The organism is Bradyrhizobium macuxiense (assembly GCF_007993935.1).
GTDB lineage: Bacteria > Pseudomonadota > Alphaproteobacteria > Rhizobiales > Xanthobacteraceae > Bradyrhizobium > Bradyrhizobium macuxiense_A.
In genome coordinates, this window is record NZ_VITY01000004.1 from 628,260 (window position 1) to 650,502 (window position 22,243).

Annotated in this window: 20 protein-coding genes; 10 read left to right on the forward strand and 10 right to left on the reverse strand. The window is 65.2% G+C overall.

Annotation, left to right across the window (positions count from 1 at the left end):
- The first annotated feature begins 264 nt into the window (after nucleotides 1–264).
- From FBZ93_RS14185 to FBZ93_RS14210, 6 genes are all read left to right on the forward strand, one after another.
- Nucleotides 265–3,819: a helicase-related protein gene (locus FBZ93_RS14185; protein WP_146986526.1), complete on the forward strand. Its 3,555-nt coding sequence runs from the start codon at nucleotides 265–267 to the stop codon at nucleotides 3,817–3,819.
- Nucleotides 3,820–3,828: 9 nt separating this feature from the next.
- Nucleotides 3,829–4,113 carry an RNA-binding S4 domain-containing protein gene (locus FBZ93_RS14190; protein ID WP_146986527.1) on the forward strand — a complete coding sequence of 95 codons (285 nt, stop codon included), beginning with the start codon at nucleotides 3,829–3,831 and terminating at the stop codon, nucleotides 4,111–4,113.
- 196 nt (nucleotides 4,114–4,309) lie between these two features.
- Nucleotides 4,310–4,648: a ferredoxin FdxA gene (gene fdxA / locus FBZ93_RS14195; protein ID WP_016844914.1), complete on the forward strand. Its 339-nt coding sequence runs from the start codon at nucleotides 4,310–4,312 to the stop codon at nucleotides 4,646–4,648.
- Between the two features lie 420 nt (nucleotides 4,649–5,068).
- Nucleotides 5,069–5,860 (forward strand): CarD family transcriptional regulator, encoded by a 792-nt coding sequence (locus FBZ93_RS14200; protein ID WP_167529034.1) that lies wholly within the window; start codon nucleotides 5,069–5,071, stop codon nucleotides 5,858–5,860.
- Nucleotides 5,861–6,135: 275 nt separating this feature from the next.
- Nucleotides 6,136–6,696 (forward strand): hypothetical protein, encoded by a 561-nt coding sequence (locus tag FBZ93_RS14205; protein ID WP_146986528.1) that lies wholly within the window; start codon nucleotides 6,136–6,138, stop codon nucleotides 6,694–6,696.
- An 80-nt stretch (nucleotides 6,697–6,776) separates the two neighbouring features.
- Nucleotides 6,777–6,989: a hypothetical protein gene (locus tag FBZ93_RS14210; RefSeq protein WP_146986529.1), complete on the forward strand. Its 213-nt coding sequence runs from the start codon at nucleotides 6,777–6,779 to the stop codon at nucleotides 6,987–6,989.
- A gap of 389 nt (nucleotides 6,990–7,378) precedes the next feature.
- On the opposite strand, the gene FBZ93_RS14215 is transcribed toward FBZ93_RS14210, so the two are convergent.
- The 7 genes from FBZ93_RS14215 to cyoA are packed head-to-tail and all read right to left on the reverse strand — an operon-like array spanning nucleotide 7,379 to nucleotide 14,281.
- A complete protein-coding gene (locus FBZ93_RS14215) occupies nucleotides 7,379–7,915 on the reverse strand; it encodes a response regulator transcription factor (protein ID WP_146986530.1) in 537 nt (178 codons plus the stop codon).
- Nucleotides 7,905–9,290, reverse strand: a complete 1,386-nt coding sequence (locus FBZ93_RS14220; protein WP_146986531.1) for an ATP-binding protein — start codon at nucleotides 9,288–9,290, stop codon at nucleotides 7,905–7,907. The genes FBZ93_RS14215 and FBZ93_RS14220 overlap by 11 nt, the downstream gene beginning before the upstream one ends.
- Nucleotides 9,262–10,068, reverse strand: a complete 807-nt coding sequence (locus tag FBZ93_RS14225; protein WP_146986618.1) for an SURF1 family protein — start codon at nucleotides 10,066–10,068, stop codon at nucleotides 9,262–9,264. The genes FBZ93_RS14220 and FBZ93_RS14225 overlap by 29 nt, the downstream gene beginning before the upstream one ends.
- Nucleotides 10,069–10,094: 26 nt before the next feature.
- Nucleotides 10,095–10,478, reverse strand: coding sequence for a cytochrome o ubiquinol oxidase subunit IV (gene cyoD, locus FBZ93_RS14230; RefSeq protein ID WP_146986532.1), 384 nt, complete (start codon nucleotides 10,476–10,478; stop codon nucleotides 10,095–10,097).
- Nucleotides 10,475–11,110 (reverse strand): cytochrome o ubiquinol oxidase subunit III, encoded by a 636-nt coding sequence (gene cyoC, locus FBZ93_RS14235; RefSeq protein ID WP_146986533.1) that lies wholly within the window; start codon nucleotides 11,108–11,110, stop codon nucleotides 10,475–10,477. Before cyoC ends, cyoD begins: the two co-directional genes overlap by 4 nt.
- Nucleotides 11,107–13,110, reverse strand: a complete 2,004-nt coding sequence (gene cyoB, locus FBZ93_RS14240; RefSeq protein WP_146986534.1) for a cytochrome o ubiquinol oxidase subunit I — start codon at nucleotides 13,108–13,110, stop codon at nucleotides 11,107–11,109. The genes cyoC and cyoB overlap by 4 nt, the downstream gene beginning before the upstream one ends.
- Before the next feature lie 10 nt (nucleotides 13,111–13,120).
- The gene (gene cyoA, locus FBZ93_RS14245) at nucleotides 13,121–14,281 is read right to left on the reverse strand and encodes a ubiquinol oxidase subunit II (RefSeq protein WP_146986535.1); all 1,161 of its coding nucleotides are present in this window, start codon (nucleotides 14,279–14,281) and stop codon (nucleotides 13,121–13,123) included.
- Nucleotides 14,282–14,523: 242 nt separating this feature from the next.
- On the opposite strand from cyoA, the gene FBZ93_RS14250 reads away from it, so the two are divergent.
- Nucleotides 14,524–15,816 carry an MFS transporter gene (locus FBZ93_RS14250; RefSeq protein ID WP_146986536.1) on the forward strand — a complete coding sequence of 431 codons (1,293 nt, stop codon included), beginning with the start codon at nucleotides 14,524–14,526 and terminating at the stop codon, nucleotides 15,814–15,816.
- A gap of 119 nt (nucleotides 15,817–15,935) precedes the next feature.
- Here FBZ93_RS14250 and FBZ93_RS14255 read toward each other — a convergent pair whose 3' ends face one another.
- Nucleotides 15,936–16,697, reverse strand: a complete 762-nt coding sequence (locus FBZ93_RS14255) for a transporter (protein ID WP_246667471.1) — start codon at nucleotides 16,695–16,697, stop codon at nucleotides 15,936–15,938.
- Nucleotides 16,698–16,976: 279 nt separating this feature from the next.
- Between FBZ93_RS14255 and FBZ93_RS14260 the strand changes: the two genes are divergently transcribed.
- Complete coding sequence (locus FBZ93_RS14260) at nucleotides 16,977–17,378, forward strand: c-type cytochrome (protein ID WP_146986538.1); 402 nt, start codon at nucleotides 16,977–16,979, stop codon at nucleotides 17,376–17,378.
- A gap of 183 nt (nucleotides 17,379–17,561) precedes the next feature.
- Here FBZ93_RS14260 and FBZ93_RS14265 read toward each other — a convergent pair whose 3' ends face one another.
- Together FBZ93_RS14265 and FBZ93_RS14270 are read right to left on the reverse strand one after the other, a co-directional pair.
- The gene (locus FBZ93_RS14265; RefSeq protein WP_146986539.1) at nucleotides 17,562–19,055 is read right to left on the reverse strand and encodes a M48 family metalloprotease; all 1,494 of its coding nucleotides are present in this window, start codon (nucleotides 19,053–19,055) and stop codon (nucleotides 17,562–17,564) included.
- A gap of 54 nt (nucleotides 19,056–19,109) precedes the next feature.
- On the reverse strand, nucleotides 19,110–19,895 hold the full coding sequence (locus tag FBZ93_RS14270) for a thermonuclease family protein (protein ID WP_246667472.1): 786 nt from the start codon (nucleotides 19,893–19,895) through the stop codon (nucleotides 19,110–19,112).
- A gap of 150 nt (nucleotides 19,896–20,045) precedes the next feature.
- Between FBZ93_RS14270 and FBZ93_RS14275 the strand changes: the two genes are divergently transcribed.
- Both FBZ93_RS14275 and FBZ93_RS14280 read left to right on the forward strand, forming a co-directional pair.
- A complete protein-coding gene (locus FBZ93_RS14275) occupies nucleotides 20,046–21,251 on the forward strand; it encodes an ABC transporter substrate-binding protein (RefSeq protein WP_074126631.1) in 1,206 nt (401 codons plus the stop codon).
- A 188-nt stretch (nucleotides 21,252–21,439) separates the two neighbouring features.
- Nucleotides 21,440–22,234 carry an enoyl-CoA hydratase gene (locus tag FBZ93_RS14280; RefSeq protein WP_146986540.1) on the forward strand — a complete coding sequence of 265 codons (795 nt, stop codon included), beginning with the start codon at nucleotides 21,440–21,442 and terminating at the stop codon, nucleotides 22,232–22,234.
- Nucleotides 22,235–22,243 lie beyond the last annotated feature (9 nt).

Below are 22,243 nucleotides of genomic sequence, written 5' to 3' on the forward strand. Positions count from 1 at the left end.
GCGTCGCATTGTGAGACAGATTTTGCGAAAGGATGCGTGCAGGAGTGAAGACCGAGGCGTCAGTCTTTCACCGTCACCCTGAGGAGGCCGCGGAGCGGCCGTCTCGAAGGGCGACGGCCCACCTGTCTTGGCTAGCGGATCGCCACGTGTGGAAATATCTCGGCCGTGCATCCTTCGAGACGCGCTGACGCGCTCCTCAGGATGACGGGACGGACATCACGCCAGCTCTGACCGCAGCAACAATTCAAGAAACACCTGCAAAAAATGGTTTTCTCAACTTCGTTCGGAAATGACCGCGTGCCCGGTGCGGGCGTCACCGCAGTGCTCGGGCCGACCAACACCGGCAAGACGCATCTCGCCATCGAGCGCATGCTGGCGCATTCGTCCGGCCTGATCGGGCTGCCGCTGCGGCTGCTCGCGCGCGAGGTCTACAACAAGATCGTCGATCGCGCCGGCGTCAACAACGTCGCGCTGGTGACCGGCGAGGAGAAGATCAAGCCGAAGGCGCCGCGCTTCTGGGTCTCCACCGTCGAGGCGATGCCGCGCGATCTCGATGTATCTTTTCTCGCGGTCGACGAGATCCAGATCGCCGCAGATCTCGAGCGCGGGCATGTCTTCACCGACCGCATCCTCAATCGCCGCGGCCGCGACGAGACGCTGCTGCTCGGCGCTGCGACGATGCGCCCCATGATCGAGCGGCTGCTGCCGGGCGCCTCGATCATCACGCGGCCAAGGCTGTCGCAGCTCGAATTCGCCGGCGACCGCAAGATCACGCGGCAGCCGCGACGCACCGCAATCGTCGCGTTCTCCGCCGACGAAGTCTACGCGATCGCCGAATTGATCCGCCGCCAGCATGGCGGCGCGGCCGTGGTGCTGGGCTCGCTCTCGCCCCGCACGCGCAATGCGCAGGTCGCGATGTTCCAGAACGGCGATGTCGATTATCTCGTCGCCACCGACGCGGTCGGCATGGGGCTCAATCTCGACGTCGATCACGTCGCCTTCGCCTCCGACCGCAAATATGACGGCTACCAGTTCCGCCGGCTGACGCCGGCCGAATTCGCCCAGATCGCCGGCCGTGCCGGGCGCGCAACGCGCAACGGCACCTTCGGCACGACCGGACGCTGCGCGCCGTTCGAGCCGGAGCTCGTCAATGCGCTGCAGAACCACACCTTCGACAGCGTGAAGATGCTGCAATGGCGCAACGCCAAGCTCGATTTCTCCTCGCTCGGCGCGTTGCAGGTGTCGCTGGCGCTGTCGCCCAATCATGAGGCACTGACGCGGGCCCCGGTCGCCGAGGACCTGCGCGTGCTCGAGCATGTCGCGCGCGACGCCGAGGTGCGCCAATGGGCGCATGGGGCCAAAGCCGTGGAGCGGCTGTGGGAGGCCTGCCAGGTTCCGGACTACCGAAAACTGTCGCCGGCCGCCCATGCCGAACTCGTGACCACGCTGTATGGCTTCCTGATGCAAAAGGGTCGTATCCCTGACGCATGGTTTGCCGCCCAGGTCGACCAGGCCAACCGGACCGATGGCGATATCGACACGCTATCGGGCCGGATCGCGCAGATCCGGACCTGGACCTTTGTTGCCAACCGGCCGGACTGGCTCTACGACCCGGACCATTGGCAGGGGATCACGCGCGAGCTCGAAAATAAATTATCCGATGCGCTGCATGAACGGCTCACGGAGCGTTTCGTTGACAGGCGGACCAGTGTATTGATGCGCCGCCTGCGGGAGAACTCAGTTTTGAATACGGAAATTGGCAAGACCGGTGAAGTGATCGTGGAAGGCCATGTGATCGGCCGGCTCGATGGTTTCACCTTCGCACCTGATGCGGCCGAGGCCGGCAGCGACGCCAAGGCGCTGCAAGCCGCCGCCCAGCAGGTGCTGGCGCGCGAGATCGATACGCGTGCCGAGAAGCTGGGTGCGGCCCCCGACGAGCAGTTCGTGCTGACCTCCGACGGCACCATCCGCTGGACCGGCGATGCGGTCGCCAAGCTGGTCGCGGCCGACGACGCGCTGCATCCGCGCCTGCGTATCATTTCCGACGAGCGGCTGACCGGCGCGTCGCGCGAGGCCGTGCAGACGAGGCTCGACCTCTGGCTCAAGACGCATATCGAGAAGCTGCTGGGGCCGCTGTTCGAACTGTCCAAGGCCGAGGATTTGCAGGGCATCGCCCGCGGCATCGCCTTCCAGCTCGTCGAGGCGCTCGGCGTGCTCGAGCGCAGCAAGATCGCGGCCGAGATGAAGGATCTCGACCAGCCCTCGCGCGCGGCGCTGCGCAAATACGGCGTGCGGTTCGGCGCCTACCACATCTATTTCCCGCAGCTTTTGAAGCCCGCGGCGCGCTCGCTGGCCTCGCTGCTGTGGGCCGAGAAGCAGAGCAATGTCGACATGGCTGCGCTGTCGAATGTGCAGCATCTGGCGAGTAGCGGCCGCACCTCGTTCCCGGTCGACAAGACGTTGCCGCGCGATGGCTATCGCGTGCTCGGCTATCGCCAGTGCGGCGAGCGCGCGGTGCGCGTCGACATCCTGGAGCGGCTGGCCGACCTGATCCGCCCGGCGCTGGCCTGGCGCGAGACCTCGCCGGGCGAGAAGCCCGCGGGTGCGTTCGACGGCCGCGGCTTTGTCGTGACCCAGGCGATGACCTCGCTGACCGGATCCGCCGGCGAGGACTTCGCCTCGATCCTGCGCGCGCTCGGTTACCGCATGGACCGCCGTCCGCCGCTGCCGCCGAAGCCTGTCGAGGCCGCGCCGGTTGAGGCCGTGCCCGCCGAGACAACCGAGACGGTCGCCGCCGACACGCCGCCCGTCGAGGCGGCATCCGATGCCGCCGTGGATGCGCCGGTCGATACGGCCGCCGAGGTCGTTGCGGATGCGCCGGAAGCTGCCACCGATCAGCTGGTCTCCGGCGATCCCGCACCATCGGCCGCGCTGCTGCCCGATGTCGGCTTTGCCGAGGTGGCGTCCAGCGAAGCGACGCCCGTGGTCGTCGAGATGACGCCTGTGGTCGTCGAGATGACGCCCGTGGTCGTCGAGACCAGGCCCGAGCCGGTGGCGGAGGTTGCCGCTGCCGCCGCAGAACCCGCTCCTGAGGCGCCCGCTGCTGAAGCCGTAGCCGACGAGCCCGCGCCTGCCGCGGAAGCCGCTGCGGAGACGACGTCCGAGGCCACCGCCGAAGCGCCCGCGGAGGCCGCGAGCGCTGATGCTGCACCAGCTGACGCCGCCACTGCCGAGGCCGCTCCCGCGCCTGCGGAGACGCCGGCCGAGCCGCAACTGGTCGAAGTCTGGCGTCCCGGCGGCCGCTCCGACGAGCGCCGTCCGCATCATCGCGGCCACGATCGCAACCGCGGCCGCCATCAGGGCAAGCCGGCCGAGGGCGCACAGGCCACGGAAGGCGGCGGCGAGGGCGAGAAGCGCGAGCATCATCGCCGTCCACGCCGTCACCAGGATTTCCGCGTGCCGCGTCCCGGCGCGCCGGCCGATGCGACCCCAACCGCGGCCGCGCCTGCCGATGGCGCACCGGCGCGCGAGGATCGCGGCCAGCGCCGCGAACGCTTCGAGGGCAAGGGCCGCGATCGCGACAACGAGCGGCGCCGCGACAACAAGTTCGGCGGCGGCGATCGCAAGGGCGAGCGCGGTGACCGTGACCGCGGCGGCCGCGATTTCGGCAAGGGCGGCCGCGACAAGCGCGAGAGCGGCCCGTCGCACCGGCCCTACGCCTCGAGCGCGCCGCGCGAGCGTGACCGGCCGATCGATCCGAATTCGCCATTCGCCAAGCTCGCTGCCCTGAAGGAGCAGCTCGCGGGCCGGAAGGAATAGCTCAAACCTTTGGATCGACAGCGGCTCGACAAATGGCTGTGGCACGCGCGGGTGGTGAAGGCTCGCACCAGCGCGGCTGAACTCGTCGCGTCAGGTCACGTCCGCCTCAACGGCACGCGCGAGAAATCGCCGGGCCATGCGGTGAAGGTGGGAGATGTCATCACCGTCGCGCTCGACAACAGCGTCCGGGTGCTCAAGGTGATCGGCTTTGCCGAGCGGCGCGGCGATGCCGGTTCGGCGCGCGAGCTGTACGAGAATTTGCAGGCCGGCGATTTGCAAGCCGGTAAGGAGTAGTTATCTCACGTTTGATATTTCGACCGGAGCATGATCCGGATCTGTGGGGCCGGACCGGCGATAGGATCATGCTCCCAACAAAACCGGCTGGCAGGGTCGCCAGAACGCAGGTGTTTTTCGGGGCCGGCTTCCCTTGCGGCTCCGGTATTCCTGCGCTACGCAACCCCAGAAAAAGTGGATCGTTTCGGAGTTTTGGATGACCTACGTCGTCACTGAAGCCTGCATCAAGTGCAAATATACCGACTGCGTCGAGGTCTGCCCCGTCGATTGCTTCTACGAGGGCGAGAACATGCTGGTCATCCATCCGGACGAATGCATCGATTGCGGCGTGTGCGAGCCGGAATGCCCGGCGGACGCCATCAAGCCGGACACCGAGCCGGGCCTGGAGAAGTGGCTCGAGGTCAACCGCGATTACGCCAAGAGCTGGCCGAACATCACCCAGAAGAAGGACTCGCCCGAAGACGCCAAGGAGTGGGAGGGCAAGGAAGGCAAGTTCGAGAAATATTTTTCCCCGAATCCGGGTAGCGGCGACTGATTCATCAGCAGTTACCGCAGACTACCCGATAAGGGTGGCTCCGGCCCGTCGCGGCCTTCCGTTCGGCCGCTGATTTAACCCTAATGACGGACATATGACCTGAGCGGCCCCCGTTATGCCCGGAATCGGGCGTAAACCATTGATTTTTGCGGAAAATGTGCTATATTGAGCACATTACAGGCCAAGAACCCCCTGCCATGCGTACCTTGTGGCTTCGAGGTTCCCGCAAACATCGAACAGGGGCGTGGCAGTTTCCGCGCGCAGGCTGTGTCACAGAAAACGCGTAAAAAGAGTGCTTCAAAGACGACGAAAAAAGCCGCTGTCGTTGCTCGCAGCGCAACCAAGGGCCGTGCCAAGGCGTCCGTGAAGGGGGCCAAGAAGGCGGCGGCTGCAAAGTCCTCAAAGAACAAAAGAAGCGTGATGCCAGAAAAGACTGCCAAGACTGCCGCGAAAGCGGCAGCTGCGAAGCCCGCTGCTGCGAAGGTCGCCCCCAAGACTGCTGCTGCGCCGAAGCCGGCCGCCCCGAAGGCTGCCGTCCCCGCCGCTGCTCCGAAGGTTGCCGCCAAGCCGGCCGTCCCGTCACGTCCGGAAGAGAAGAAGGTCGTGACCCAACGCCAGGGCTTCAAGGCCAACGAATTCGTCGTCTATCCCGCTCACGGCGTCGGCCAGATCCTGGCGATCGAGGAGCAGGAGATCGCGGGCGCCAAGCTCGAGCTGTTCGTGATCAATTTCATGAAGGACAAGATGACGCTGCGCGTCCCGACGGCGAAGGTCGCCAATGTCGGCATGCGCAAGCTGTCGGAGCCGGCGCTGGTCAAGAAGGCGCTGGAGACGCTGAAGGGCCGCGCCCGCGTCAAGCGCACCATGTGGTCGCGCCGCGCCCAGGAATACGAAGCGAAGATCAACTCGGGCGACATCGTCGCGATCGCCGAGGTGGTCCGCGACCTCTATCGTTCGGAATCGCAGCCCGAGCAGTCCTACTCGGAGCGCCAGCTGTATGAAGCGGCGCTCGACCGTCTGTCGCGCGAGATCGCTGTGGTTCAGCACTCGACCGAGACCGAGGCGATCAAGGAGATCGAAGGCCAGCTCGCCAAGAGCCCGCGCCGCGGCGCCAAGGCCGAATCCGCTGAAGGCGACGCCGAGGGCGATGCCGACGGCGAGGATCTCGACAACGACGGCGACGACACCGCCGTCGAGGATGAAGCCGCCTGAAAGGGTTCGACGGATTGAAAACAAAAGCCCGGTCGGAAGACCGGGCTTTTTGTTTTGGAGTTGGGGGCATAGGCCGCCTTTAGCGGCCGTCTCTAGGAACGCCGAAGCGAGGCTGCGTCGCATCGCCAGGTGCATCCGAGTGCGGGTGCGCTCTCACCGTTCCAAACGGTCTCCGCTGCCGGTCTCTCAGCCAAGCAGCCCTCGTTGCCGCACTATCCAGAAACGGAACGCCCGTACCTTTCGCGCGTTCGCTCGCCAATGGAGGAGTGCGGACGATGGTATCAAGGACAGGCATTTTTTTCGCAGGCGTCGGAACAACTTTCATCGTCCTCGGTGCCGGGTTCGGCGGTGGACTATTGATGGCTAATTCGGCGCTCAATGCGCCTGCCGGCGCCCAGACGCGCGTCTCTTCGCCAGCGCCTGCGGAACCGGCACGCGTTGTCCTGCCATCCACGGCAGAAGCCGCGCCGGCGCCGCAACCCATCACCCAACGGGAGCCGACCACGCCAGAGACAGTCCCGGCTCAACAGCCGCAGGTGCAACCGGAGCCGGTCAAGGGTGTCCAAACGCCTGTCGAGAAGCAGCCGGACGTGGTGGAGACGAGAAAATCCGACGGTGCGGAAAAGGAGCGGCGACAGCGCTACGCTGAACGCAAGGCCAAGCGCATGGCGGCTGAGCACGCGAAGCGTCAACAGCGGCGCATCGAGCAGGGAGACCAGCGCCGCGAAGGTCCGGTGCTGCTGGAGCAAGCAGAACGCCGCGAAGTGCCGATCATGGCATCCCAAGATGATGACTCCCCGCCTCGTCCGTTCGCGAACTTCTTCGGACAGGACTGAGCGCATCACTCAGTGATGGAATCGAGGAACGGTTCGGGATCAAGGGACGTTGATGTTGATGTAGAAGGCCCTTTCATGTGATGGCTAACGAAACCATTGCTTCCACGACCAGCCCTGAGCAACGCATCGAGCAGGCGTCAGAGGCGATCCGTCAGATGGCTGAGCACAGCGTATTCGAACCGTTGCCGCAACAAGATCGGTGGCTGCGTCATCTGAGTGAAGCGACCCAGGCGGCCCCACTTCAATCACTTGCCATTGCATTCCTGCTAGGGGTCTTTCTGGCCCGCCGGTAGCGTCTCGTTGACACTGCTGTCCTGCTGCGGCGACGTCTGCTCAAGACGGGCGCTGTACCGCCATCCACCGGCAGCGAAGGCGGCGGCAACGGCGCGTCCGATGCGCTCTACGTAGCCCGGATGGAGCGAAGCGAAATCCGGGGCCGCTGTAACCGCGGGAGAAGCTGTCCCGGATTGCGCTGCGCTTCATCCGGGCTACGCAGCTTCTTTCCCGTCATCCCCGCGCAAAGGCTTCCCTTTGTCGCTGGAGGTGCGAGCGGAGCGAGCCTCGAAGGATGCACGGCCCGGATGTATCCAAGGAGGTGCGGATCTAGCGGGGCCGTCGACCCTTCGAGACGCGCTGCGCGCTCCTCAGGGTGACGGTGAGAGATCCTACGCTTCGCGGTGCCTCACTTCACCCGCTGCTTCTCGAGCTTGCGCGCCAGCGTGCGGCGATGCATGCCGAGGCGGCGGGCGGCTTCGGAGATGTTGAAGTCGGTCTCGATCAGGGTCTGGTGGATGCGCTCCCATTCCAGCGTCTTGATCGAGGTAGGCCGCGCGCCGACCTCGATGGCGGCGTTGCCCTGCGCTTTAAGGAATGCGGCCTCGATGTCGTCGGTGTTCGACGGCTTTGCGAGATAATGGCAGGCGCCGAGCTTGATCGCCTCCACCGCGGTCGCGATGCTGGCAAAGCCGGTCAGCACCACGATCAGCATCTCGGGGTCATGCGCGTGCAGCGCTTCGACGCAGGCAAGGCCCGACGCGCCGCCGGCGAGCTTCAGGTCGACGACGGCATAGCCCGGCGATTGCTGCTCGAGCAGCGCGCGGACCTCGTCGAGCGAGGCCGACACCGCAACGCCGTAGCCGCGGCGTTCGAACGAGCGCTTCAGGGTGCGGGCAAAGCCTGAATCGTCCTCGACGATCAGAAGCTGGCGTTCATCCGTCAAGATGGTCTCCGATCGCAAGCGTCGAGAGCGGCAGCTCGAGCCTCACCACGGCGCCGATGTCCGGCCGGTTGCGCGCCGTCACCACGCCGCCGAGCTTGCGCACCACATTGACGACCAGGAACAGGCCGAGGCCGCTGCCGGGGCTGCCCTTGGTGGACTGATACGGCTTGCCGATATGCGCCAGCATCTCGCGCGAGAAGCCGGGACCGCGATCGGTCACCGACAGCAGCAGCCTATCGGCATTGCGCTCGGCCATCAGCTCGATCCAGTCGCGCGAGACCTCGGCGGCATTATCGAGCACGTTGAAGATCGCCTGCTTGAGCGCGATGTCGGAGACGATCGCAAGGTCGGTGCCGAAGGCGTTGCGGAAATACAGCGTGGCCGATGGCCGCGTGGCCCGCCATTCCTCGACCAGCGCGGCCAGGAACGCCGCCACCGTGGTCGGCGAGGAGCCTTCGCCGCGCGCCTCGCCGGCCGACAGCAGAATGCCCGTGACGATCGACTTGCAGCGCTGCACCGAGATCTCCATCTCGCCGAGGTCCTGCGACAGCTCGGGGTCGGAGGCGAGCGTGGGCATCCGGCGCCAGTCGCCCAGGATGACCGAGAGCGAGGCGAGCGGCGTGCCGAGCTCATGCGCGGCACCGGAGGCCAACAGGCCGATCCGGACGATGTGGTCCTGCTCGGCGGCGTGTTGGCGCAGCGCCGCGAGGCGCAGGTCGCGGTCGCGCAGATTGCGGTTGATCCGGGTCATGAACACCACGAGCAGTACGGCGTCGAGCACGAGGCCGATGAAGGTGCCGGCAATGTAGAGATTGAAGGCGTCGGCAAAGCCCTGCTGCGGCAGCTCCAGCGGGCGGTAATAACTGGTCAGCCAGGCGAAGTTCATGCAGACCAGCGCCACCAGCGACCAGGTCGATGGAGCATCGAGCAGCACCGCGCCAAGCGTCACCTGCAGCAGATAGAGCGAGGTGAAGGGATTGGTGGCGCCGCCGCTGAGATAGAGCAGGGCGGTCAGCGCCGCGACGTCGAGCGCCAGCGCAACCAGCAGCTCGCGGTTGTTGATGTCGGCGCGGTAGCGCAGCCACAAGAGGCTGACGACATTGAGTGCTACCAGCCCCGAGATCACCGCCGCCAAAGGCAGCAGCGGCAGAGCTACGCCCATCCAGAATTGCACGAAGCCGATGGTGACGATCTGGCCGATCACCGCGATCCAGCGCAGCTGGACCAGCAGGGCCATGTTCTTGCGATTGGTCGCGATATCGGCGGGCGCTGCGAGATCGTACGGCATGCCGGCGGCCGCGCTCACGGCTGACGGCATCACGGCCGTGCCGGTCGCGGCGTTCTCCTCATGCAGATCCGATGTGCGCTCGAGCATCTGGGCCTGTGTCGCGAGACAGATTGCGGGCTGCGCCGATCAGGCGGCGCACGGCGGCGCGCCTTGAACTCCACCTTGGATCGGAGGCGCCGGCGCGGCTCCCGGCGCTGACGATGCGCAGGAGCGCGCCCGCCAGCATAAGGGCCAGCGCGAACCATGTCAGCGCGTAAATCAGATGGTTGTTCGGAAACCGCACGATCGTGAGCCCGCCGACCGGCATGCCACCCGGATTCGACGTTGCGTCGGCGTCAATGAAGAACGGAGCCGCCTGCGACAATCCGTGCGTGGCGGCGATCGCGGCGACGTCGCGGGAATACCAGCGGCCGGCCGAAGCGTCGTTGCGGCGGAGGAAGCCGCCTTTCGGTTCAGACATCCGCAGCAGCCCGGTGACGCTGACCGGGCCTTGCGGCTGGGTATCGCGCCGGGTCGCGGGATCGCGCCGGTCAGGCGGAACAAAGCCTCGATTGACCAGCACGATGGTTCCGTCAGCTATCCGCAGCGGCGTCAGCACCCAGAAGCCGGGGCCTTCGTTCGTCACCGCCTGCACCAGCGTCTCGTCGGCGTTCAGGAAGGTGCCATCGACCGTGACGCAGCGGTATTCATCGCTCGCGGCCGTGACTTCAGGCCATGACGAGTGCGGCGGCGGCGCGACCGCTGCCGCATGCATGCGCTGCTCGACCCGTTCGATCAGCGCCAGCTTCCAGGCCCTGCGTTCGATCTGCCAGACGCCGAGCGCGCTCAGCAGCACCACGCCCAGCATGCCGAGCGTGAGCAGCACAAGCGAGGGTCTGGCAGACCGCTTGGTCACGGCATCTGGTTCATGTCGTGCATCGGCATCATGTTGATGTTGAGGTGATGCATGACCCACAGCGAGCCGGTCAGCGCGATCACCACCATGACCACGGTGAAGATCATCGCCATCATGGTCCAGCCGTTCTCGGACCGCGTGTTCATGTGCAGGAAGTACACCATGTGCACGACGATCTGCACCGCGGCCAGCACCAGCACGATCAGTGCGGTGACCGCCTTGTCGGCGATGGTTCCCGTCATCACCAGCCAGAACGGCACCGCGGTGAGGATCACCGAGAGGCCGAAGCCGATCAGATAGCTCTTCAGCGAGCCGTGGGCGGCGCCGCCATGGTCATCATGGCCGGCATCGGAGTGCAGGGCGTGAGAGTCGGTTGTCATCGCAGCATTCCCAGGAGGTAGACGAAGGTGAAGACGCCGATCCAGACCACGTCGAGGAAGTGCCAGAACATCGACAGGCACATCAGGCGGCGCCGGTTGGCCGTGGTCAGGCCGAAGCGCGCGGTCTGCACCATCAGCGTCACCAGCCAGACCAGGCCGAAGGTGACGTGCAGGCCGTGGGTGCCGACCAGCGTGAAGAACGACGACAGGAAGGCGCTGCGCTGCGGCGTCGCGCCCTCATGGATCATGTGGGCGAACTCGGTGAGCTCGATGCCGAGGAAGGCGAGGCCGAACAGTCCGGTGATCGCAAGCCAGAGCTGGGTCTGGCCGATCTTCGACTTCTCCATCGTCAGCATGGCAAAGCCATAGGTGATCGAGGAGAGCAGCAGCATCGTGGTGTTGAGCGCAACCAGCTTGAGGTCGAACAGGTCCTTCGGCGCCGGACCGGCGGCATAGTTGCCGCCGAGCACGCCATAGGTCGCGAACAGCATCGCGAAGATCAGGCAGTCGCTCATCAGGTAGATCCAGAAGCCCAGCATGGTGCTGGCGCCTTCCGGATGATCGTGCTCGTCGATGACGTGGAAGATCGGCTCGGAGCCTTGGACGGAGATTTGGGTGGTTGCTACGCTCATGTCTGGGCTCCCGCGGCGAGAACGCGCGTCCGCGCATCTTCGGTCCGCACCACCTCATCCGCCGGGATGTGGAAGTCGCGGTGATAGTTGAAGGTGTGGCCGATCGCGACCGCGAGCAGCGCAACGAAGCTGACGGCGGCGAGCCACCAGATGTACCAGATCAGGCCGAATCCCATCGCCGTCGCCAGGCCGGCGAGGATGATGCCGGTGCCCGTGTTGGACGGCATGTGGATCGGCTTGAAGCCGGTCAGCGGACGCCTGTAGCCGCGACGCTTCATGTCCCACCAGGCGTCGTTGTCGTAGACCACCGGAGTAAAGGCGAAGTTGTAGTCCGGCGGCGGCGACGAGGTCGCCCATTCCAGCGTGCGGGCGTTCCAGGGATCGCCGGTGGTGTCCTTGAGTTGCTCGCGTCTGAGGATGCTGACCGCGAACTGCACCAGCATCGCGCCGATGCCGAGCAGGATCAGGAAAGCGCCGAAGCCCGCGATGATGAACCAGATCTGCAGAGATGGATCGTCGAACACGCGGAGCCGTCGCGTCACGCCCATCAGGCCGAGCACGTAGAGCGGCATGAAGGCGAAGTAGAAGCCGACGACCCAGAACCAGAACGACAGCTTGCCCCAGAACGGATCGAGCCTGAATCCGAACGCCTTCGGAAACCAGTAATTGATGCCGGCGAACAGGCCGAACAGCACGCCGCCGATGATCACGTTGTGGAAGTGTGCGATCAGGAACAGGCTGTTATGCAGCACGAAATCGGCCGGCGGCACCGCGAGCAGCACGCCGGTCATGCCGCCGATCACGAAGGTCAGCATGAACGCCACCGTCCACATCATCGGCAGCTCGAAGCGGATGCGGCCGCGATACATCGTGAACAGCCAGTTGAACATCTTCGCGCCCGTCGGGATCGAGATGATCATGGTGGTGATGCCGAAGAACGAGTTCACGCTGGCGCCGGAGCCCATCGTGAAGAAGTGGTGCAGCCAGACCAGGTAGGACAGGATGGTGATGACGACCGTGGCGTAGACCATCGAGGTGTAGCCGAACAGCCGCTTGCCGGAGAACGTCGCGGTCACCTCGGAGAAGATGCCGAAGGCCGGCAGCACCAGGATGTAGACCTCGGGGTGGCCCCAGATCCAGATCAGGTTCACGTACATCATCGGGTTGCCGCCGAAGTCGTTCGTGAAGAAGTTGGTGCCGACGTAACGGTCCAGCGACAGCAGCGCCAGCACCGCGGTCAGGACCGGGAAGGAGGCGACGATCAGGACGTTGGTGCAGAGCGAGGTCCAGGTGAACACCGGCATCTTCATCATCGTCATGCCCGGCGCGCGCAGCTTGACGATGGTGCAGATCAGGTTGATGCCCGATAGCGTGGTGCCGACGCCGGCGACCTGTAGCCCCCATATGTAATAGTCGACGCCGACATCAGGACTGTAGCCGATGTTCGACAGCGGCGGGTAAGCGAGCCAGCCGGTGCGGGCGAATTCGCCGACGAACAGCGACATCATCACCAGCACAGCGCCGCCGACCGTCATCCAGAAAGAGAAATTGTTGAGGAACGGGAAGGAGACGTCGCGGGCGCCGATCTGCAGCGGCACCACGTAGTTCATCAGGCCGGTCACCAGCGGCATCGCCACGAAAAAGATCATGATCACGCCATGCGCGGTGAAGATCTGGTCGTAGTGATGGGCCGGCAGATAGCCGTCGGAGCCGTTGAACGCGATCGCCTGCTGCAGGCGCATCATCAGCGCGTCCGCGAAGCCGCGCAGCAGCATCACGATGCCGAGGATCATGTACATGATGCCGATGCGCTTGTGGTCCACGGTGGTGAACCACTCGCGCCACAGATAGCTCCAGAGCCGGAAGTAGGTGACAATGGCGAACAGCGCGAGGCCGCCGGTCGCCACCACCGCGAAGGTGCCGACCAGGATCGGCTCGTGCAGCGGCAGCGCTTCCAGATTGAGGCGGCCGAAGATCATCTTGACGAGATCGGGATTCATGCGGTCCTCCTCAGGACTCTGATTTCGGACGCTGGCCGAGCAGCAAGGATGTCGATGACGCGGGCGAGAACGGCGGACGCTTCAGCCCGAAGCCGCGCAGCGGCGTCAGGTCGAGCGGCGCGGTGATCTCGCGCGACGGCGCATCCTTGATCTCGTCCATCGAGCAGATGCCGGCGACGAAGGTCGGCTCGGTGCCGAGCGGCGCGCCGCGGCGGGCGTATTTGTCGTAAGTGAGCGGCAGCGTGTTATTGAGGCCTTCGCGCCCCAAGCCGCCCTTGGCGTCGATCGCCATCATCTCGCTCATGCACATCTTGCCGGGCTCGACGCACATGTTGAGGATCGCCTTGTAGAGATCGCGATCGACCGAGCGGTAGAGCCGGACCGGATCGTTCTGGCTCGGACGCTCGAGCTGCAGATAGTCGGTGCGGCCGAGCATGTTGGCGCTGGCCTTGGCGGTGCCGATCCACTTGTCGAAGTCGGCGTTCGACAGGCTCTTGAACTCGAAGTGCATGCCGGAGAAGCCGGCGCCGCTGTAATTGGCGGAGAAGCCGCGATAGGTGCCTTCCTTGTTGGAGACCGCGTGCAGCTTGGTCTCCATGCCGGGCATGGCGTAGATCTGGCCGGCAAGGGCCGGGATATAGAACGAGTTCATCACGGAGGAGGCCGTGATGCGGAAGCGGATCGGGCGGTCGACGGGCGCTGCGAGCTCGTTGACGGCGGCGACGCCGTAATCCGGGTAGATGAACAGCCACTTCCAGTCGAGCGCGACCACCTCGACATTAAGCGGGGCATCCTTGCTTTCGATCGGCTTGTCGGCGGCGATGCGGCCGAGCGAGCGGTAGGGATCGAGCAGATGGGTGCCCATCCAGGTCAGCGCACCGAGGCAGATGATGATCAGCAGCGGCGCCGACCAGATCACGAGCTCGAGCTGCGTGGAGTGATCCCACTCCGGCTCATAGGGGGCCTGGGTGTTGGACTGGCGGTAGCGCCAGGCGAAGAAGACGGTCAGCGCCATCACCGGAAGCACGATGATCAGCATCAGCACGGTGGAGATCACGACGAGGTCGCGCTGCTGGGCGGCGATGTCGCCGGCAGGCGCCAGGACGACGAAATCGCACCCGCCAAGAAGCGCCGCGAACGGCAATAAGGCCAATAATTTCAAGGCGCGCACGGCTCACCCCACTTGAATTTTATGAGTTCCGCCAAGGGGTAGCTGCGATGCAGCAAAGTTGACATTGGACAATTTGTCCAATGTTGCACTGCGGGATAAGAGGCCAGAAGGTGAGGTGGACTGCGTGGCGAACAGCCCGTGGCCTCATCTCTTGCTTGAGCGTGCGGTTCGGAAAACCGGTCTCCACTTTTCCGGGTCATGCTCCAAAGGACGGTTCTCCGGCGATGGCACAGGCCCCAGCAATGGCTCACGGCACCCCGACCGCATCAGGTCACGGGCAGGCGAAACCCGGCGAAATCGCCATCGGCGTCATCATCGGACGGACGTCGGAGTTCTTCGACTTCTTCGTCTATGCGATCGCCTCGGTGATCGTGTTCCCGAAGCTGGTGTTTCCGTTCGTCAATGAACTGACCGGCACGCTCTACTCGTTCGGCATCTTCGCGCTGGCGTTTGCCGCGCGGCCGCTCGGCACCGTCATCTTCATGGCGGTCGACCGCCGCCACGGCAAGGGCGCCAAGCTCGTCATCGCGTTGTTCCTGCTCGGCACCGCCACGGTCGCGCTCGCCTTCCTTCCCGGCTACGACACGATCGGGGTCGCGGCGATCTGGCTGCTTGCCGCCGCGCGCGTCCTGCAGGGCATCGCCTGGGGCGGTGCGTGGGACGGCCTGGCCTCGCTGCTCGCGATGAATTCGCCGGCCAACAAGCGCGGCTGGTACGCGATGGTGCCGCAGCTCGGCGCGCCGCTCGGGCTGATCGTGGCGAGCGCGCTGTTCGCGTTCTTCGCCGGCAACCTTTCGGCGGATGATTTCTTCGACTGGGGCTGGCGCTATCCGTTCTTCGTCGCCTTCGCCATCAACGTGGTGGCGCTGTTCGCGCGGCTGCGCATGGTGGCGACCGATGAATATTCCGAGCTGTTCGAAAGCCGCGATCTGGAGCCGGCGCGCGTCGGCGAGACCGTCGCGCAGGAGGGACGCAACATCCTGCTCGGCGCGTTTGCGCCGCTGGCGAGCTTTGCCCTGTTCCACATGGTCACGGTGTTTCCGCTGTCCTGGGTGTTCCTGTTCACCAAGGAAAGCCCGGTGCGCTTTTTGATCATCGAGATGATCGGCGCCATGGTCGGCGTCGCCGCAATCGTCGCTTCCGGCATGATCGCCGACCGCGTCGGGCGCAAGCCGCTGCTGCTGGGATCGGCGGTTGCGATTGCGGTCTATAGCGGCTTTGCCCCGCAGCTGCTCGATGCCGGCGCGTTCGGCGAAACCGTGTACATGGTGCTCGGCTTCGTGCTGCTTGGCCTCTCGTTCGGCCAGTCGTCGGGCGCGATCGCCTCGAACTTCGCGCGGACCTATCGCTACACCGCCTCGGCGCTGACCTCGGATTTCGCCTGGTTGTTCGGCGCCGGCTTCGCGCCGCTCGCCGCGCTTTTGCTGGCGACGCATTTCGGCCTGATCTCGGCCGGCGCGTATCTGTTGTCGGGCGCGGTGTGGACGCTGCTGGCGTTGTGGCTGAGCGGCCTGCGCGAAGCGGAAGTCAATTAATCACGCAGCCTCGTTCGTCTTGTAGCCCGGATGCAGCGAAGCGAAATCCGGGACCACTGTCACCGCGGATGGTCTTGCCCCGGATTGCGCTGCGCTTCATCCGGGCTACGGATCATTGTTTACCGGAACAGCCCGTCGATCCGGAACGAATAGCCCAGGCCGACGATGTAGTTCGGCGAGTTGCGGTTGAGCCCGAACGCGACGTGGAGGTCGAGCTGCTGGGTCGGCGTGATCCGGTATGCTCCGCCGGAGTTGATCAGCTGGGTCGGCCGCGCGCCGTCGGGATAGTCGCCGACATATTCGGTGAACATGCTGATCCGCTCGGTCAGCTTCTTCTCGATCACGAAGGTCGCTTCCGACATACGCTGGCCGGTCAGTTCGGCGGGGCGGAAGAACTCCGTGAACATGCCGCTGACGCCCCAGCCGTCATGCAGCTCCCATGACCACGGCAGCTGGATGTAGGGCTGCGCGCCGCGCCCGGCGATCGCAGCCGCGCCGGTCGGCAGCGCGACGCCGGCGGTGATCGACAGGTCGATCTTCCCCGGCAGCGGGCTGATCTGCCATTTGATCGCGGGCGCGACGTCGGAAAAGCCCGAGACGCCGGCCGATTTCACGCTGCCGAACCAGGTCGGCAGGTCGACCAGCACCTCGAGGCAGGGCGCAATCCCGAGCCGCCAGCGGCTGTTGCTGCCGTCGATGCTGCGGCCGGCGTCGCGGCCGGTCAGGTTGACGCCGTTCTCGTTCTGCAGGCTCCCGACCGGCACGACGATACTTGAATTGGTGACGTCGGGCCGGTCGGTCGCAATTTCGTCGCTCGGCTTGGGGCAGCCGTCCGCGCGAGCGGCGGTGGTGGCTGCGGCTGTGAGCGCAGCGAGCAGCATGCACGCGAGTCCGGCAAGTCGAGCGACGGCGCCGAGCCGATTGCGAAACACTGGGGATGCTCCAATAGCCCGGCGCCGCTGCGGAGGTGGCAGCTGCGAATTGAGATCGGCGGGGCCGCGCGGATATTCCACGCCGGCGGGAATAAACTTCAGCAACAACGGCCATTCTCGGCGATCGACGCGGCTCGCGTTCAGCCCAATTGCGAACCAGCGGAATTTCCGGGAATAGATCGCCAGTGAGGCTGCTCCTGTTGCGGTGACCAACAGGAGACCTCGGGAATGACCATCCGTTCGATCGCAGGCGTCCTGGCGCCGCGGCACGCCAAAACAGTCGCAATGGCGGCGATCGCGATCCTGCTCGCCCTGAACAGCGCCCGTGCGGCGGGCGATGCCGCGCGGGGCGCCACCCTCTATCAGGGCTGCGGCGATTGCCATTCGATCGAGAAGAACGACGTCGGGCCGATGCACAAGGGTGTCGTCGGCCGCCTCGCCGGCTCGGTCGCGGGCTACAATTACTCGCCGGCGCTGAAGGACTCGAAGATCGTGTGGACCGAGGCCAATCTCGACAAATGGCTCACCGGTCCCGACGCGATGGTTCCGGGCACCAAGATGTTCTACGAAGTTCAGGATCCGAAGGATCGGGCCGACATTATCGCCTTCCTCAAGGAGAAGGCGAAGTAGGGCACCAACCTTCTCCACCCGTCGTCCCGGCGAAGGCCGGGACCCATAACCACAGGGTTCCGTCGTTCGAACGCGCTGTGGCCCCAGCTTCTTCCAACAATGAACGACGGTGGTAATGGGTCCCGGCTTTCGCCGGGACGACGGCGGTGGTTGCTGAGGTGTGAGCGCGCTTCTCGGTGGCCCTCAATCCACCACGATCTTGACGCGGTCGCGCGGCTTCACCTGGGCGTGGGCGTCGAGGCCGTTGAGCACGCGGAAGCGCTCCGCCGGATGATCGACGCCGGCCATGCGGTGCGACAGCGATTCCACGGTGTCGCCGGGCTGCACGTTGATGACCTTGATGCGCAGCGGGCGCGCGGCCTGGATCTCGTCGAGCGTCAGGCGGCGGAACGAGTTGACGGTCTCGCGCGCGTTGCGCTCGCTCTCGGTGGATTTCTGCTTGGCGGCGAAGATGAAGCGGTAGACGTCGCTGCCGAAGCGCAGCGCGTAGACCTTGAACTGCCACTGGTCGCCATGCGCGGTGGCCGAGGCCGCCGGAAAGCCGTTGATGTTGAGGTCCTCGGTCGAGGATCTCTCGACGCCTTCCATCCAGCCGGAATTCAGGTAGTCGCCGAGCGACTGTTCGGCCGGCACCCGCACCACGTCGAAGCGCATCGCCTGGCTGCCGCCCTCGCGCACGCCGATCACCGCCTGCGCGGTGTTGTCGAGTGTGAAATTGTCCGGTGCGGTAAAGGTGAAGCCGAGCTTGGGATGCAGGAACCTGCGGCCGCGCACGAAGCCTTCGCTGGGATCCTCGCCATAGACGATGTTGTCGATCGCAGCGAGATAGGTCTCGCGGTCGCGCTCGTTGTTCTCGGGCGACGAATATTGCCGCGCGGTGGTCTGCGCATTGTTGATGCGCTCGGGCGTTGCCGGATGCGACGAGGTGAAGTCCTGCGCGCGCGGATCGAGCGCGGTCTTGCCGATCTTGAGCGCGGCGTTGCGCTCCATCGCGGTCAGGAAGCGCGACGCGCCATAGGGATCGAAATGCGCGCGCGCGGCGATCCCGACGCCGATGCCGTCGGCCTCGAACTCCTGCTGCCGCGAGAAGCTCGCCATCGTCAGCTTGGTCTTGGCGAGCGCCAGCGCCGTGAGATCGGGATCAGTGCTCATGTCGGTGACGACGCGCGTCACCACCGCCGCCTGGCGCGCCTGGTCCTCGCGCATCGCGGCGTGCTTGGCCAGCACATGCGCCATCTCGTGGCTCAGCACCGAGGAGAGCTCGGAGGTGTCGCTGGCGAGCGCGATCAGGCCGCGCGTGACGTAGAGCTGGCCGGTCGGCAGCGCGAAGGCGTTGACCGCACCGGAATTGAGGATCGTGACCTTGTAGGCCTGGTCGGGCCGTTCGGAGGCGGCGACCAGCCGCTCAACGGTCTTGCTGATCAGGGCTTCGAGCTTGGGGTCGTCATAGGCGCCGCCATAGGACGACAGGATCCGCTCATGCTCGCGCTCGCTGTTGGGGGTCTGTTGCACCACCCGATTCGGCTTCACCGGCGCCGCTGTTGCGGTCGGCGTGACCTGCTCGAACCGGCCGACATTGCCACAGGCCGACAGCGTCAGGGCCGCGCAGACGAGCACAGGCGCCGCCGAAAGGCGGCGGCCAGTCCCATCTTCACGCCGTCCTGCGCGCTCAATCACGTCAAAAACTCACAAATTATCCCGTGAATCGGCCGGGGTGTGGCCAAAGGCCCCCTAGTTCCCGCCGAGCAGTTCAATCTGCCCCACCCGGAGCAGTTCGATTCGCGGCCCACGTCGTGCTTCCACCCAGCCTCGCACACGAATCCTGCGATTTTCCAGAGACTTGGGCGAAAGCCCGGCCGCCTCGAACGCAGGGACTATGCGCCTTGAAATAGTCAGAGCAAAGTCCCTAGTCCAGTTCCGGCCGAAATTCAGGTAGGTCGTCGCGCCCGCTTGGCGCACGGTCAAAACCCTGCCCTCGACCACTGTAAAACGCCCGATCCCGGCCAAAATATCGTCCGGACTTTCAGCGTTTTTTATGACCGTGGCCTCAGCCCAGGTTCCCGACCGGGCCGTCCGTGCCTCGCTTTCCGCCGCCATCAGCGCCGCGGCGCAGTCCTTGTCCGCGATCTCGGACGACACCAGCGCGAGGCCCTGACGCAGCAGCTCGCTCTGTACGGGCGTCTCGCTGCCTTTGAGGAATGCGTAGGCTGGCTGCCGGCCATAGCGGTCCGGCGTGTCGTCCTGTCCGCGCAGCGTCACGTCGCGGCCGACCAATTGCGCCGTCAGCGCTGCCATGGCCTTCGCCCGGTCCGCAACCTCGATGCCGGCAAGCCTGACCTCGCGGCCGTCGTCGAGCCGCAGGCTGCGCGCATCGACCACCGCGGCGACGCGACCTTCGCCTTGAATCTCGAAATTGCATCCGGCCGCATGACTGGCGCTGCAAGCAAGCAGCGTCGTGCATCCGAGGAGGATGCTGCGAGCGAGCGTCGGCAGAATCTGCATCGATAACGTCTGCATGGATCGATCCTCGCACATTTTGACCATTCCGCTCAGCGGAAAACACGTGTCGGCTCCGCAGCTTGCCGCTGTGCATGGCATGCGGCATGATCCCGCGCGCGTGAAACGGACCTGATGGAATAGGGTCCGCATCTCAAGGGGAGGATTTGAATGAGACGGGTTTTGGCCGGCGTGTTGGCCTGTGTGTTTGCGATCTCGGCGAATGCGTCGCTGGCGCAGGACAAGCCTCCGCTGAAGCTCGGCGGCATCCTCGATATGTCGAGCCTCTATGCCGACATCACCGGCTCCGGCAGCGAAACCGCGGCAAAGATGGCGGCGGAGGATTTCGGCGGCACGGTGCTCGGCCGCAAGATCGAGATCGTGGTCGGCGACCATCTCAACAAGGCCGATCTTTCCGCCAACATCGCGCGCGACATGATTGACAACCAGGGTGTCGAGATGATCTTCGACGTCGCGGCGTCCGCCACCGCGCTCGCCGCGGCCGAGATCGCCAAGGCGCGCGGCAAGATCATCATGTTCAACGGCCCGGGCTCGATCCGCCTCTCCAATGAAGCCTGCGGCCCCTATACCGTGCACTATGTGTTCGACACCTTCGCGCAGGCCAATGTGACCGGCCTTGCCGCGGTGAAATCCGGCCTCGACACCTGGTTCTTTCTGACCGCGGATTATGCGTTCGGCCAGGACCTCGAAAAGGACACCAGCAATGTCGTGGTGAAGTCGGGCGGCAAGGTGCTCGGCAGCGTGCGCCATCCGATCAATACCTCGGACTTCTCCTCCTTCCTGCTGCAGGCGCAGGCCTCCAAGGCCAAGGTGATCGGGCTCGCCAATGCCGGCGGCGACACCATCAACGCGATCAAGCAGGGCGCCGAGTTCGGCATCACCAAGGGCGGCCAGAAGATCTCGCCGCTGCTGGCTTTCGTCACCGACATCGACAGCGTCGGGCTCGAGACCGCGCAGGGGCTGCTGCTCGCGGAAGCATTCTATTGGGACCTCAATGACGACACCCGCGCGTTCTCAAAACGCTTCATGGAACGCACCAAGAGGGTGCCGACCTCGGCGCAGGCCGGCGTCTACTCCTCGGTGATGCATTATTTGCAGGCGGTGAAGGCCGCCGGCACCACGGATGCCGCCGCCGTCATGAAGGTGATGAAGGAGACCCCGATCAACGACATGTTCGCCAAGAACGGCCGGATTCGCGAGGACGGCCGCATGGTGCACGACATGTATCTGTTCGAGGTCAAGAAGCCCTCCGAATCGAAAGGCCGCTGGGACGACTACAAGCTGCTCGCGACCGTGCCGGGCGACCAGGCCTTCCAGCCGCTGTCGGAGTCGCGCTGCCCGCTGGTCAAAAAATAGAACGGACCGTTCATGCCGTCATTGCGAGGAGCGATAGCGACGAAGCAATCCATCGATCCGCATACGCGGAAGCATGGATTGCTTCGCGGAGCCTGTCATCCGGCGGCGCTCCGCGCCGACCGGGTGGCTCGCAATGACGGCTTGGACAAACTTCGCGTTTAACCAACAACAACGAGAGGCAAAACGCCATGAGCGACAATCAGATGGTTCTTCAATCCCTCGACAAGGGCCTGCTCACCATCACCATGAACCGGGCGGATCGGCGCAATGCGCTCAATCCCGACATGACGCGCGGCCTGGTCGAGGCGGCGCGGCGGGCGCAGGACGATACCGAGGTGCGCGCGGTGCTGATCCGGGGCGCCGGCGGCACGTTCTGCGTCGGCGGTGACGTCAAGTCGATGGCCGAAGGCCGCGCGCCGCTGCCGTTCGAGGCCAAGATGGCGAACCTGCGCCGCGGCATGGAGGTCTCGCGCATCCTGCACACGATGCCGAAGCCCGTGGTGGCGCAGCTCGATGGTGCTGCGGCCGGCGCCGGGCTCTCGATCGCGCTGTCCTGCGATCTCCGCGTCGCCAGCGCCTCCTGCAAGATCACGACAGCTTTTGCCAAGGTCGGCTTCTCCGGCGACTACGGCGGCACTTACTTTCTCACCAAGATGCTCGGCAGCGCGAAAGCGCGCGAGCTCTATATGATGTCGCCGGTGCTGTCGGCGCAGGAGGCCTACCACCTCGGCATGGTCTCCAAGGTGGTGCCCGATGCCGACGTCGAGGCCGAGACGCTGGAGCTCGCGCGCTCGCTAGCGCAAGGGCCGTCGGTCGCGCTCGGCTACATCAAGCGCAATATCAACAATGCCGAGACGATGACGCTGGAAGCCTGCTTCGACGGCGAGGCGATCCACCACACCCGCGCCGGCGAGACCACCGACCACAAGGAAGCGGCCAAGGCGTTCGTCGAGAAGCGTAAGCCCACCTTCCAGGGTCAGTAAGCCGTGACC

Coding starts and splice junctions, on each gene's coding strand:
- FBZ93_RS14185 (WP_146986526.1), top strand. CDS start 265: ATGGTTTTCTCAACTTCGTTCGGAAATGACCGCGTGCCCGGTGCGGGC.
- fdxA (WP_016844914.1), top strand. CDS start 4,310: ATGACCTACGTCGTCACTGAAGCCTGCATCAAGTGCAAATATACCGAC.
- FBZ93_RS14200 (WP_167529034.1), top strand. CDS start 5,069: ATGCCAGAAAAGACTGCCAAGACTGCCGCGAAAGCGGCAGCTGCGAAG.
- FBZ93_RS14205 (WP_146986528.1), top strand. CDS start 6,136: ATGGTATCAAGGACAGGCATTTTTTTCGCAGGCGTCGGAACAACTTTC.
- FBZ93_RS14210 (WP_146986529.1), top strand. CDS start 6,777: ATGGCTAACGAAACCATTGCTTCCACGACCAGCCCTGAGCAACGCATC.
- FBZ93_RS14220 (WP_146986531.1), bottom strand. CDS start 9,290: ATGCTCGAGCGCACATCGGATCTGCATGAGGAGAACGCCGCGACCGGC.
- cyoD (WP_146986532.1), bottom strand. CDS start 10,478: ATGACAACCGACTCTCACGCCCTGCACTCCGATGCCGGCCATGATGAC.
- cyoC (WP_146986533.1), bottom strand. CDS start 11,110: ATGAGCGTAGCAACCACCCAAATCTCCGTCCAAGGCTCCGAGCCGATC.
- cyoB (WP_146986534.1), bottom strand. CDS start 13,110: ATGAATCCCGATCTCGTCAAGATGATCTTCGGCCGCCTCAATCTGGAA.
- FBZ93_RS14250 (WP_146986536.1), top strand. CDS start 14,524: ATGGCTCACGGCACCCCGACCGCATCAGGTCACGGGCAGGCGAAACCC.
- FBZ93_RS14255 (WP_246667471.1), bottom strand. CDS start 16,697: ATGCTGCTCGCTGCGCTCACAGCCGCAGCCACCACCGCCGCTCGCGCG.
- FBZ93_RS14260 (WP_146986538.1), top strand. CDS start 16,977: ATGACCATCCGTTCGATCGCAGGCGTCCTGGCGCCGCGGCACGCCAAA.
- FBZ93_RS14270 (WP_246667472.1), bottom strand. CDS start 19,895: ATGCAGACGTTATCGATGCAGATTCTGCCGACGCTCGCTCGCAGCATC.
- FBZ93_RS14275 (WP_074126631.1), top strand. CDS start 20,046: ATGAGACGGGTTTTGGCCGGCGTGTTGGCCTGTGTGTTTGCGATCTCG.
- FBZ93_RS14280 (WP_146986540.1), top strand. CDS start 21,440: ATGAGCGACAATCAGATGGTTCTTCAATCCCTCGACAAGGGCCTGCTC.